The organism is Pseudomonas sichuanensis (assembly GCF_003231305.1).
In the GTDB taxonomy this organism is placed as follows: domain Bacteria; phylum Pseudomonadota; class Gammaproteobacteria; order Pseudomonadales; family Pseudomonadaceae; genus Aquipseudomonas; species Aquipseudomonas sichuanensis.
This window is the reverse complement of the sequence record NZ_QKVM01000001.1, coordinates 14709-27560: the sequence shown is the minus strand read 5'-3', so window position 1 is coordinate 27560 and position 12852 is coordinate 14709. Positions and strand designations below refer to the sequence as shown.

10 protein-coding genes are annotated in these 12852 nt (G+C 63.9%); 6 read left to right on the top strand and 4 right to left on the bottom strand.

The features are described from left to right. The first annotated feature begins 51 nt into the window (after window positions 1–51). Complete coding sequence (gene ftsZ / locus DM373_RS00135) at window positions 52–1248, top strand: cell division protein FtsZ (protein ID WP_110991615.1); 1197 nt, start codon at window positions 52–54, stop codon at window positions 1246–1248. 114 nt (window positions 1249–1362) lie between these two features. Beyond that, a complete protein-coding gene (gene lpxC / locus DM373_RS00130) occupies window positions 1363–2274 on the top strand; it encodes a UDP-3-O-acyl-N-acetylglucosamine deacetylase (RefSeq protein WP_110991614.1) in 912 nt (303 codons plus the stop codon). 236 nt (window positions 2275–2510) lie between these two features. Here lpxC and DM373_RS00125 read toward each other — a convergent pair whose 3' ends face one another. After that, window positions 2511–2966, bottom strand: coding sequence for a DUF721 domain-containing protein (locus tag DM373_RS00125; RefSeq protein ID WP_110991613.1), 456 nt, complete (start codon window positions 2964–2966; stop codon window positions 2511–2513). 412 nt (window positions 2967–3378) lie between these two features. On the opposite strand from DM373_RS00125, the gene secA reads away from it, so the two are divergent. From secA to DM373_RS00100, 4 genes are all read left to right on the top strand, one after another. Then, entirely contained in the window at window positions 3379–6114 is a 2736-nt protein-coding gene (gene secA / locus DM373_RS00115) for a preprotein translocase subunit SecA (protein ID WP_110991611.1), read from the top strand. 178 nt (window positions 6115–6292) lie between these two features. Next, the gene (gene argJ, locus DM373_RS00110; RefSeq protein WP_110991610.1) at window positions 6293–7510 is read left to right on the top strand and encodes a bifunctional glutamate N-acetyltransferase/amino-acid acetyltransferase ArgJ; all 1218 of its coding nucleotides are present in this window, start codon (window positions 6293–6295) and stop codon (window positions 7508–7510) included. A 98-nt stretch (window positions 7511–7608) separates the two neighbouring features. After that, on the top strand, window positions 7609–8241 hold the full coding sequence (locus tag DM373_RS00105) for a glutathione S-transferase family protein (protein WP_110991609.1): 633 nt from the start codon (window positions 7609–7611) through the stop codon (window positions 8239–8241). After that, window positions 8238–9182, top strand: coding sequence for a Nudix family hydrolase (locus DM373_RS00100; RefSeq protein WP_110991608.1), 945 nt, complete (start codon window positions 8238–8240; stop codon window positions 9180–9182). Before DM373_RS00105 ends, DM373_RS00100 begins: the two co-directional genes overlap by 4 nt. An 83-nt stretch (window positions 9183–9265) precedes the next feature. On the opposite strand, the gene DM373_RS00095 is transcribed toward DM373_RS00100, so the two are convergent. Genes DM373_RS00095 through DM373_RS00085 form a run of 3 tightly spaced genes read right to left on the bottom strand, consistent with a single transcriptional unit; the run spans window position 9266 to window position 12806 of the window. Beyond that, window positions 9266–9829 carry a cob(I)yrinic acid a,c-diamide adenosyltransferase gene (locus DM373_RS00095; RefSeq protein ID WP_110991607.1) on the bottom strand — a complete coding sequence of 188 codons (564 nt, stop codon included), beginning with the start codon at window positions 9827–9829 and terminating at the stop codon, window positions 9266–9268. Between the two features lies 1 nt (window position 9830). After that, a complete protein-coding gene (locus DM373_RS00090; RefSeq protein WP_110991606.1) occupies window positions 9831–11852 on the bottom strand; it encodes a sensor histidine kinase in 2022 nt (673 codons plus the stop codon). A 36-nt stretch (window positions 11853–11888) separates the two neighbouring features. Continuing rightward, window positions 11889–12806: a putative 2-dehydropantoate 2-reductase gene (locus DM373_RS00085; RefSeq protein WP_110991605.1), complete on the bottom strand. Its 918-nt coding sequence runs from the start codon at window positions 12804–12806 to the stop codon at window positions 11889–11891. Window positions 12807–12852: the final 46 nt, after the last annotated feature.

Below are 12852 nucleotides of genomic sequence, written 5' to 3'. Positions count from 1 at the left end.
CAAAGCAGTAGTGGTAGGCGCAACAACTAGAGAACTGTAAGGAGAGGGAAAATGTTCGAGCTCGTAGACAACGTCCCGCAAAGCCCGGTCATCAAGGTGATCGGTGTGGGCGGTGGCGGCGGCAACGCCGTTAACCACATGGTCAAAAGCAACATTGAAGGCGTCGAGTTCATCTGCGCCAACACGGATGCCCAGGCGCTGAAAAACATCGGCGCGCGCACCATTCTGCAACTGGGTACCGGCGTGACCAAGGGCCTGGGCGCGGGTGCCAATCCAGAAGTCGGCCGCCAGGCCGCGCTGGAAGACCGTGAGCGCATCGCCGAAGTGCTGCAGGGCACCAACATGGTGTTCATCACCACCGGCATGGGTGGTGGTACCGGTACCGGTGCTGCGCCGATCATCGCCGAAGTGGCCAAGGAAATGGGCATCCTCACCGTTGCGGTGGTGACTCGTCCGTTCCCGTTCGAAGGCCGCAAGCGCATGCAGATCGCCGACGAAGGTATCCGCATGCTGGCTGACAGCGTCGACTCGCTGATCACCATCCCCAACGAGAAGCTGCTGACCATCCTGGGCAAGGATGCAAGCCTGCTGTCCGCCTTCGCCAAGGCCGACGACGTGCTGGCCGGTGCCGTGCGCGGTATCTCCGACATCATCAAGCGCCCTGGCATGATCAACGTCGACTTTGCCGACGTGCGCACCGTGATGAGCGAAATGGGCATGGCCATGATGGGTACCGGTTGCGCCAGCGGCCCGAATCGCGCCCGTGAAGCCACCGAGGCGGCGATCCGCAACCCGCTGCTCGAAGACGTCAACCTGCAGGGCGCCCGCGGCATCCTGGTGAACATCACCGCAGGCCCTGACCTGTCGCTGGGTGAGTACTCCGACGTGGGTAGCATCATCGAAGCCTTCGCCTCCGACCACGCCATGGTCAAGGTGGGTACCGTGATCGATCCGGACATGCGCGACGAACTGCACGTGACCGTGGTCGCTACTGGCCTGGGTGCGCGCATCGAGAAGCCGGTCAAGGTGGTCGACAACACCCTGCAGACCGCTCAGCAGGTTTACGAGTCCTCCAACCCGGCCCCGGTTCGCCAGGAGCAGCCAGCCGTCAACTACCGTGATCTGGAGCGCCCGACCGTCATGCGCAACCAGGCCCATGCAGGTGCCGCGGCGGCCGCTAAACTCAACCCACAGGACGATCTGGACTACCTGGATATCCCTGCGTTCCTGCGTCGTCAGGCCGATTGATGGAATTTATCAGGGGTATAAGGGTGATTGGTGTTCAGCAAAGGCCGGGTCTGTTATCATCCCCAGCCTTTGTTGATACCTGTTCGCATTATTTGCGCTGAAGCGGCCAATGCCATGATTAGACAACGCACCCTGAAGAATACCATCCGTGCCACGGGCGTCGGCCTGCACTCCGGGGAGAAGGTCTACCTGACCCTCAAGCCTGCGCCTGTCGACACCGGCATCGTCTTCCGTCGCGCCGACCTCGACCCTGTGGTCGAAATCCCGGCGCGCGCGGCCAACGTCGGCGAGACCACCATGTCTACGACGCTGGTCAACGGTGACGTCAAAGTCGATACGGTCGAGCACCTGCTCTCCGCCATGGCGGGCCTGGGCATCGATAACGCCTACGTCGAGCTCTCCGCCTCGGAAGTGCCGATCATGGATGGCAGCGCCGGACCTTTCGTATTCCTGATCCAATCGGCCGGCCTGGAAGAACAGGACGCACCGAAGAAGTTCATTCGCATCCTGCGCGAAGTGACAGTGGAAGAGGGCGACAAGCGCGCCACTTTCCTGCCGTTCGACGGGTTCAAGGTGAGCTTCGAGATCGACTTCGATCACCCGGTCCTCAAGGGCCAGACCCAGAGCGCGTCTGTAGACTTCTCCAGCACGTCGTTCGTGAAGGAAGTCAGCCGCGCCCGGACCTTCGGGTTCATGCGTGACATCGAGTACCTGCGCAAGCACAACCTTGCGCTGGGCGGCAGTGTCGAGAACGCCATCGTGGTCGATGAGACCGGCGTACTCAACGAAGACGGCCTTCGCTCCGAAGACGAATTCGTCAAGCACAAGATCCTCGATGCCATCGGCGACCTTTACCTGCTGGGCAACAGCCTGATCGGCGAGTTCAAGGGCTACAAGTCCGGCCACTCGTTGAACAACCAGCTGCTGCGCAAGCTGATTGCTGAAACCGACGCCTGGGAAGTGGTGTTCTTCGAAGATGCCAGCACGGCACCGATCTCGTACATGCGCCCTGTTGCGGCTGTGTAAGTTCGAACACTCTCTAGTTGTTGATCAAGGCCACCTTCGGGTGGCCTTTTTTATTTTCGCATTCAGTCGCTGCGCAGCTTCTGTGGGAGCAACTGTCTTGCCCACAATTTAAGTACCTGGCGCTACCCTGTGGGAGCGGGTTTACCCGCGAACACGGGCGCAGCCCGTGCCGTCCACCGCAGCGCATGCTTCGCGGGTAAACCCGCTCCTACAGGCCGCAGTCAGTTCGGACGTGCTCAGTCTTTGTTCTGGGCGTGCGCGGCCAGTCGTTCCAGCGCTGCCTTGAGCCTTGGGTCGCTGATGCCTTCGGCTGAGCCGCGGATGCTTTCGGCGGCAGTTTCCGAAAGCTCCGGCCCCTGTCCCTCGCGTTTGGCCGCCACCAGCGGCGGCTGCACCTTGAACAGGATCCGCGTCAGGTTGGCAAAGGCTTCCAGCGCCAGCAACTGACGCTGTAGGCGCTTCTGCTGGTAGCGCAGGCGGGTGGCCCAGTGGCCGTCGGTGACCACCAGCAACAAGGTGCCCTCTTTCCATGACGCTACATGGCAATGCTCGCGGGCGGCCGGTTGCAGTTGGCTTTCCAGCAGGCGCTGCAGATGCTCCAGGCGCTCGGCCTGGTTGAGCAGCAGGCGCAGCGGCCGGGCCTTGCGCAGCAGGTCGGCGGGCGGGCGGGCGGGGGAGGGTTTGTAGGCCATCTAGAGTTTCGCCGCAGGTTACAAGATCGGCAGTCTAACAGATGCGGGATTTTGCCACTGTCTGCCCCGGCCTCTTCGCGGGTAAACCCGCTCCCACAAGTTGGTAACCGCTTCGAGGATTGAGGAAGTCCTGTGGGAGCGGGTTCACCCGCGAAGAGGCCCACACAAGCTCATCAGGCCGAAAACTGATGCAAGTCATTCTCGATACGTTTCATGTTCCGCCACCTTGAACTTGGCGAAAAAGCCCTTATGTTAGGCAGGCCCCATACATACGCTGTGCCAGTATCGTGGAAATCCACCACTTTCCTCACAATCGTTTCCGGGTAGAATGCTCGTTCGCATGCGGCCTCTGGGCTGCACGGGCGACTCATGGGGCCGCCCTCCATCCCTACGTGTGGAAGATCCTGCCGATATGTTTGCGCCTTTGTTAAAGAAACTTTTTGGAAGCAAGAACGAGCGCGAGATCAAACGCCTGCTCAAGACGGTGAGCACCGTCAATGCCTTCGAAGAGAAGATGGTGGCCCTCTCCGACGAACAGCTGCGGGGCAAGACCGCAGAGTTCAAAGAGCGCCTGGCCAAAGGCGAAACCCTCGACCAGCTGTTGCCTGAAGCCTTCGCCGTGGCCCGTGAGGCCGGCAAGCGCGTGATGGGCATGCGTCACTTCGACGTTCAGCTGATCGGCGGTATGACCCTGCACGAAGGCATGATCGCAGAAATGCGTACCGGTGAAGGCAAGACCTTGGTCGGTACCCTGGCCGTGTACCTCAACGCGCTGTCCGGCAAGGGCGTGCACGTGGTCACGGTCAACGACTACCTGGCCCGCCGTGACGCCAACTGGATGCGCCCGCTGTACGAATTCCTCGGCCTGACCGTGGGTATCGTCTCGGCATTCCAGCCGCCGGAAGAAAAACGCGCCGCCTACGCCGCCGACATCACCTACGGCACCAACAACGAATTCGGTTTCGACTACCTGCGCGACAACATGGCGTTCAGCGTCGACGAGAAGTTCCAGCGTGAGCTGAACTTCGCCGTGATCGACGAAGTCGACTCCATCCTTATCGACGAAGCGCGCACCCCGCTGATCATCTCCGGTCAGGCCGAAGACAGCTCCAAGCTGTACATCGAGATCAACCGCCTGATCCCGCGCCTCACCCAGCACATCGAGGAAGTCGAAGGCCAGGTGACCCAAGAGGGCCACTACAGCATCGACGAGAAGAGCCGCCAGGTCGAACTCAACGAGGCCGGCCACCAGTTCATCGAGGACATGCTCACCCAGTCCGGCCTGCTGGCCGAGGGCGAGAGCCTGTACTCCGCGCATAACCTGGGCCTGCTGACCCACGTCTACGCCGGCCTGCGTGCGCACAAGCTGTTCCACCGCAACGTCGAGTACATCGTCCAGGAAGGCCAGATCCTCCTGATCGACGAGCACACCGGCCGTACCATGCCGGGCCGTCGCCTGTCCGAAGGCCTGCACCAGGCCATCGAAGCGAAGGAAAACCTGAACATCCAGGCCGAAAGCCAGACCCTGGCTTCCACCACCTTCCAGAACTACTTCCGCCTCTACACCAAGCTGTCCGGCATGACCGGTACCGCCGACACCGAAGCGTTCGAGTTCGCCCAGATCTACAACCTCAACGTGATGGTCATCCCACCGAACAAGCCGTTGGCCCGTAAGGACTTCAACGACCTGGTGTATCTGACCGCCGATGAGAAGTACGCCGCGATCATCGCCGACATCAAGGAAAGCATGGCCCAGGGCCGTCCTGTGCTGGTCGGTACCGCGACCATCGAAACCTCCGAGCACATGTCCAACCTGCTCAAGAAGGAAGGCATCGATCACAAGGTCCTGAACGCCAAGTACCACGAAAAAGAAGCCGAGATCATCGCCCAGGCCGGTGCCCCGGGTGCGCTGACCATCGCCACCAACATGGCCGGCCGTGGTACCGACATCCTGCTCGGCGGTAACTGGGAGGCCGAAGTCGCCGCCCTGGACAACCCGAGCGCCGAGCAGATCGCCAAGATCAAGGCCGACTGGCAGAAGCGTCACCAGCAGGTCCTGGAAGCCGGTGGCCTGCACGTGATCGCCTCCGAGCGCCACGAATCGCGCCGTATCGACAACCAGCTGCGTGGCCGTGCCGGCCGCCAGGGCGATGCCGGCTCCAGCCGCTTCTACCTGTCGCTGGAAGACAGCCTGATGCGCATCTTCGCCTCCGACCGGGTGAAGAACTTCATGAAGGCCTTGGGCATGCAGTCCGGTGAAGCCATCGAGCACCGCATGGTCACCAACGCCATCGAAAAGGCCCAGCGCAAGGTCGAAGGCCGCAACTTCGATATTCGTAAGCAGCTGCTCGAATACGACGACGTGGCCAACGAACAGCGCAAGGTGATCTATCACATGCGCAACAGCCTGCTGGCCGCCGAAAACATCGGCGACACCATCGCCGAGTTCCGCCAGGAAGTGCTCGATGCCACCATCAGCCAGCACATTCCGCCGCAGTCGCTGCCCGAGCAGTGGGACGTTGCCGGCCTCGAAGCTTCGCTGGCCAGCGATTTCGCCATCAAGCTACCGATTCAGCAGTGGCTCGACGAGGACGATCATCTCTACGAGGAAACGCTTCGCGAGAAGCTGATCGCCGAGATCACCAGCGCCTACAACGAGAAAGAGGACCAGGCTGGCGAAGACGCGCTGCGTACCTTCGAGAAGCAGATCCTGCTGCGTGTACTGGACGACCTGTGGAAAGACCACCTGTCGACCATGGACCACCTGCGTCACGGGATTCACCTGCGCGGTTATGCGCAGAAGAACCCGAAGCAGGAGTACAAGCGCGAGTCGTTCACCCTGTTCCAGGAACTGCTGGACTCGATCAAGCGCGACACCATCCGCGTGCTTTCGCACGTTCAGGTACGCCGCGAAGACCCGGTCGAAGAAGAAGCCCGCCTGCGCCGCGAAGCCGAGGAGCTGGCCAGCCGCATGCAGTTCCAGCACGCTGCCGCCCCTGGCCTGGAAAGCGAGCAAGTGGCTGAAGAAGGTGCCGAAGTCGCCGTGGCCGCCGCGCCTGTGCGTAACGACCTCAAGCTGGGCCGCAACGAGCCGTGCTGGTGTGGTTCGGGCAAGAAATTCAAGCACTGCCATGGTCAGATCGAGTGATCTGAACCATCTGCTGTAACGTGACAACACCGGGGCCGCTGGGCGGCCCATTCGCGGCACAAGGCCGCTCCTACAGGAATCGCAACAACCCTGTAGGAGCGGCCTTGTGCCGCGAATGGGGCGCGAAGCGGCCCCGCTTTTCCATCACCGATTCACCGTATTTTCTAGGAGCGCTCTAATGGCTGTTGGTCTTGGTCCTTTGCCCACCCTGCACCCGGTTCCCGGTTTCGAACTCGGCATCGCCTCGGCGGGCATCAAGCGCCCCGGGCGCAAGGATGTGGTGGTGATGCGCTGTGCCGAAGGCTCCAGCGTTGCTGGCGTGTTCACCCTCAACGCGTTCTGCGCCGCACCGGTGATCCTCTCCAAGCAGCGCGTGCAGGGCACCGTGCGCTACCTGCTGACCAACACCGGCAATGCCAACGCCGGCACCGGCGCCCCAGGCCTGGCCGCCGCTGAGCGCACCTGCGCCAAACTGGCCGAACTGACCGGCGTGCCTGCCGAGTCGGTACTGCCGTTCTCCACCGGCGTGATCGGTGAGCCGCTGCCGGTCGAGAAGATCGAAGGCGCGTTGCAGGCAGCCCTCGACAACCTGTCCGAGGACCACTGGGCCGAAGCCGCCACCGGCATCATGACCACCGACACCCTGCCCAAGGGTGCCAGCCGCCAGTTCCAGTTCGACGGCAAGACCATCACCGTCACCGGTATCAGCAAGGGCGCCGGCATGATCCGCCCGAACATGGCCACCATGCTCGGCTACATCGCCACCGATGCCAAGGTCGCACCGCAGGTACTCAAAGACCTGATGCTCGACGGCGCCAACAAGTCGTTCAACCGCATCACCATCGACGGCGACACCTCGACCAACGACTGCTGCATGCTGATCGCCACCGGCAAGGCCGACGTGCCTGAAGTGACCGAGGCCCGCGGCGAGCTGTTCGAGGCGCTGAAAAAGGCCGTGTTCGAAGTGTGCATGGACGTGGCTCAGGCCATCGTGCGTGACGGCGAAGGCGCCACCAAGTTCGTCACCGTGCAAGTCAACGGCGGCGGCAACCACCAGGAATGCCTGGACGTCGGCTACGCCGTGGCCCACTCGCCGCTGATCAAGACCGCACTGTTCGCCTCCGACCCGAACTGGGGCCGCATCCTCGCCGCAGTGGGCCGTGCCGGCGTGCCAGAGCTGGATGTCAGCCTGATCGATGTCTATCTCGACAACGTATGCATCGCCAGCCAGGGCGGGCGCAGCCCGAGCTACACCGAGGCGCAGGGTTCTGCAGTGATGGCCCAGGAAGAGATCACCATCCGCATCGAGCTGGGCCGTGGCCAGTGCAGCGAAACCATCTGGACCACCGACCTGTCCCACGAGTACGTGAAGATCAACGCCGAATACCGCACTTGATCCGCCCCATCGCGGGGCAAGCCCGCTCCCACGACTTTCGGCGTGGGAGCGGGCTTGCCCTGCGATGCTCCCTCTGCCATGAAACATGGAGCCGACCCATGAGCTATCACCTGATCATCGGCGACAAGCTGTATTCCTCCTGGTCGCTGCGCGGCGCCCTGGCCCTCGAACTGGCCGGCGCGCCCTACGAAGAAACCCTGATCAAACTCAACCAGCCCGACACCCGCCAACGCCTGCTGGCGTTCTCGGCTACCGGCAAGGTGCCGCTGCTCAAGACCGGGCACGGCGTGATCGCCGACTCTCTGGCCATCGCCGAATACCTCAACGAGCAGCACCCCGAAGCCAGGCTCTGGCCCGAGGACGTTGCCGCCCGTGCCCAGGCGCGTTCGGCCTGCGCGCAGATGCACAGCGGCTTCTTCGCCCTGCGCGGCAACATGCCGTTCGATCTGTCCCGCGACCAGGCATTGGATGAGCTGCCACTGGACGTGCAGGTCGATATCGACCGTATCGTCGCCTTGTGGAGCGAATGCCGCGTAGTGGCCAAGGACAACGGTCCGTTCCTGTTCGGCCGCCCGACCCTGGCCGATGCGTTCTTCGCCCCGGTGGCCGTGCGCCTGCGCACCTACCGTGTCGCGGTGCCGGCCGAAGCGGCTGCCTACATCGAGACCATTTACCAATGGCCGGCCTTCCAGGCCTGGCAGAAAGCCGGCCTGGCGGAGCGTGAAGGGTGAAACGGATTCATGTAGTGGCAGCGGTCATTCGTGGCACCGACGGGCGCATCCTGATCGCCCGCCGTGCCGACACCCAGCACCAGGGCGGCCTGTGGGAGTTCCCCGGCGGCAAGCTGGAGGAGGGCGAGGGCGTCGAAGCGGCGCTGGCCCGTGAGCTGCGCGAAGAACTGGGTATCGAGGTCAGCCGTTCGCGACCGCTGATCAAGGTCAGCCACGACTACCCGGACAAGCAGGTGCTACTGGACGTGCGCGAGGTGGATGCCTTCACCGGCGAGCCCCATGGCGCGGAAGGCCAGCCGCTGGCCTGGGTGGCGCCACGCGACTTGGGCCAGTACGACTTCCCTGAAGCCAACAAGCCGATCGTCGCCGCCGCGCGCCTGCCGGATCAGTACCTGATCACGCCGGATGGGCTGGAGGTGCCGGAGCTGCTCAAGGGCATCCAGAAGGCCGTGGCCAATGGGATCAAGCTGATCCAGCTGCGCGCCCCGGACATGTACGACCCCAAGTACCGCGACGTTGCCGTGGATGCGGTCGGGCTGTGCGCCGGCAAGGCGCAACTGATGCTCAAGGGGCCGTTGGAGTGGCTGGGCGACTTCCCGGCGGCCGGTTGGCACCTCACTGCGGCGCAGCTGCGCAAGTACGCCGCCAAAGGCCGCCCCTTCCCGGAGAACCGCTGGCTGGCGGCGTCCTGCCACAATGCCGAAGAGCTGGCGCTGGCCGAGCAGATGGGCGTGGATTTCGTCACCCTGTCGCCGGTGCAGGCGACCCAGACGCATCCGGATGCCATACCGCTGGGTTGGGATGAGGCGCAGCGTTTGATCGGTTCGGTCAGCCGCCCGGTGTTCCTGTTGGGTGGGGTCGGGGCGGGTGAGCGGGAGCGAGCATGGGAAGTTGGGGCACAAGGTGTTGCCGGGATCCGGGCGTTCTGGCCTGAGATCTGAGCGCGCTGGCAATCGCGGGGCAAGCCCGCTCCCACGCTAACGTGTGTAACTGGCGTGGGAGCGGGCTTGCCCCGCGATGCTTTTCAGGCCGGCTTTGTGGCTGCCTGCCACAGCACCTCGGCTACACCTTGTCGCCGCCCGATAATCCGCGCCGCGACAAACAGCAGATCGGAAAGCCGGTTGATATAGGCCAACCCCACCCCCTCCAGCGGCTCAACGGCATTCAACTGCTGACACCGCCGCTCCGCCGCCCGCGCCTGGCTGCGGCACACATGAGCCTGGGCCACCAGCGCCGAACCACCCGGCAAGATGAAGTTCTTCAACGGCCCCAGCTCATCGTTCCAGCGATCGATGGCCGCTTCGAGGCGCTCGACCTCTGCAGCGTTCAATGCCTGATAGCTGGGCATGGCCAGCTCGCCACCCAGGTCGAACAGGCGGTGATGACACGGCGTCAGTACCTCGATCAGCTCTTCCAGGCCAGCTTCGGCCAATCCGGCCAGCAATACCCCAAGCTGGCTGTTGAGGCTGTCCACCTCGCCGATCGCCTCGATCCGCGGATGGTCCTTGGGCACCCGGCGGCCATCGCCCAGGCCGGTTTCACCCTTGTCGCCGGTGCGGGTGTAGATCTTCGACAGGCGATAGCCCATGTCACGTCTCCGTTTTGGTGGTGGCCGGCAGGCCGAGGGGCAGGCGCAGGGTGAAGCAGGTGCCCTGGCCGGGCGTGGAGTGCACTTCCATCTGCCCTTTGTGGTTGTTGGTAATGATGAAGTACGAGACCGACAGCCCAAGGCCGGTGCCCTGGCCGATCTCCTTGGTGGTGAAGAATGGCTCGAAGGTACGCTTGCGCACGGCCTCGGGCATGCCCACGCCATTGTCCTCCACCTGGATTTCCGCCCACGGCGGGTTGAGCCGGGTGCGCAGGGTGATTCGCCCCGGCTCGCTGGGCTGCGGGCGCTGGTGAATGGCCTGGGCAGCGTTCTTCAGCAGGTTGAGCAACACCTGCTCCAGCTCGTTGGCGGTGACGGGCACAGCCCCGAGCTGCGGGTCGAACTGGCGGACGATGGCCTGGCCCTTGAAGTCGAAGCCGATGGCCAGGTCGAAGTCGTTGCCGGCGATTTCCACTGCCTGGTCGATCAGCGCCGGCAGGTCGCAGGGCGCCAGCTGACGGTTGCTGAGGCGGCTGAAACTGAGCATGTGGGTGACGATTTTCGCCGCCCGGGCGCCGGCCTGCTGGATGCCGTCGAGCAGTTGCGGCACTTCGCGGCTGTCCAGGTAACGGTTGATGGCCGGCAGGTCCAGGCCCAGCTCGGTGGCCTGTTCCTGGTTGCGTGGCAGCTCCGGCGACAGGCGCCGGCGGATGTTCTGCACGTTGTGCAGGATCGCTCCCAGCGGGTTGTTGATCTCATGGGCCATGCCCGCGGCCAGGCCACCGACCGAGAGCATCTTCTCCGACTGCACCATCATTTCTTCCAGCGACAGGCGCTGGGTGATGTCGTCGATACGGATCACCACGCCACGGCCGCCGCCGCCGGTCAGCGGGTAGAAGGTCAGGGCGTAGTGGCGCAGGTCATCGCCCTTGGGCCAGGTGACCCGCTCGATCTTCGCCACCCGGTGCTTCTCGACGCTTTCCTTGAGCTGCGGCAAAAACGGCTTGAGCGGCGCGAAGGCCAGGAAGATCGGCTGGTTCAGCGCTTCGTCCAGCGGTGTGCCGGAAAGCACCGTGGCTTCGTGGTTCCACTGGGTGACGTAAAGCTGCTCGTCGAGGGCGATCAGCGCCGAGGGCATGGAGTCGATGATGCTGTTCAGGTAGTTCTGGAAGCCCGTGAGTTTCTTTTCGATCTTGCTGCGCACCTGGACTTCCAGCTCCAGCTTGCGGTTGGTGTGGCGGGTTTCTTCCGCCAGGCCCTGGGCCTGGTCGTAGGCCTGCTGGAACTCGTCGCGGGCGCCCTTGAGCTGCTGCTCGCGGGCCTCGATGCGCGACAGCATGGTGTTGAACGCATCGGCCAGGCTGCCGATCTCGTCATCGTTGCCGCGCTGAGCCCGCAGGGCGTAGCTCTCTTCCCGGGTGACCTGGCGCGACAGTTCTTCGAGGTTGTTGATCGGCAGGGTGATCAAGCGCTTGATCTGCCGTGCGATGACCAGCCACAGCAGGATGCTGAATACCAGGATCGCCAGGCTGGCGGAAAGGGTGCCGGTGTAGAACGCCATCGGCAGCTCGCTGCTGGCCACCAGCAGCAGGTGCGCGGGCGGGTTGGCATTGCGTGGCAGGCGGATCAGCTGGGTGCTGCGAAACTCCATCAGGCGCCAGCCGTCGATGTTGCGATAACGCTTGGGCAGGGTAAGGGCGTCGCCGTGCTGGAGCTGGGCGAGCATCTGCCCATCGCCACCGTAGATGGCCGCCGCGCGCAACGGCGAGTAGCTGTCGAGCTCCTTGAGCAGGGCGCTGGCGGTCTCCGGGGAGTCGCCGGCCCGCGAGGACAGCTGCGGGTTGGACACCAGCTTGCCGATGGTCTGCAGCGCCTGGGGCGCCATGCTTTCCTGGGTGATCCAGTAGGCGGCGCTGATGAACGCCAGGTTGGCGACCAGCAGTATGGTAACCAGCAGCACCAGCAGGGCTGCCAGCAGTTTCTGCCCGACCGGGAGGTTTTCCAGGCGTTGGCGCAGGCTCATGAGTCAGGGGGTATCCATGTCCGGTGGATGGGCCAGTCAGTCGCTGGGCAGGCCGCGAGCCTTCAGGCTATCGACCAGGCGCCGTTGCAGGTGTTCCAGCTGCGGCACGCTTGCCTTGTGCCGGGCGGCGACGCGGCAGGCGTGGCCCAGCAGGTAATGGACCTCGGTGCGCCGGCCATGACGCACGTCCTGGTACATGGAAGAGTAGTTGGCGGCGGTGGCGAGGATCACCCGTTGCACTTCTTCCTTCAGGTCGTTGGCGGCCTCGGGCTGGCCGCAGCGCAACAGCAGGTTGGCCAGTTCGTCGCACAGCTGGTCGACTTCGGCCAGGTGCCCGAGCAGCCCGCCGTTCTGGCAGTCGTGCAGCACGGTCAATGGGTTGATGGCGCAGTTGAGCGCCAGCTTGCGCCATAGCCGCGAAAGGATATCGACGCTCCACTGGGCGGGAATACCGGCGTCGTGGAGGTCGTCGAACCACTCTGGCATGGCGGGGTTGAGCGGGTTGCCCAGCCAGTTGAAGCCATGGCCGGCGAAGCGCACCTGCCAGTCCGCTTCGCGGAACGCGCCCTCGGTGCTGGAGGCGAAGATGCAATGGGCGTGGGGCACCTGGTCGGCCACCTCATCCTGGCTGCCCAGGCCGTTCTGCAGCAGCACCAGCTCGGCACCTTCGGCTAGCCGTGGTGCCAGGCGTGCTACCGCGGGCGCCGCGTCATAGGCCTTGCAGGCCACCAGCAAGCGGTGGATAGGGCCGGGGGCATTGTGGGTTTCGCCGGGGATCGCGTAGAGGCGGCTGTGGTCCTGTTCGACCAGGGTCAGCCCGCCGACGGCCTGGTAGGCCGCCAGGCGCTGCTGGTCGCGCAGGATCAGGCGGACTGCCTTGCCGGCGCGGGCCAGGCGGCAGGCCCAGAGGCTGCCGAGGCTACCGGCGCCGAGAATATGCCAGGTGCTGCTCATCTGCGTTTCGCAACCCGTTATAATGAGCCCGCATTTTAACCCCCTA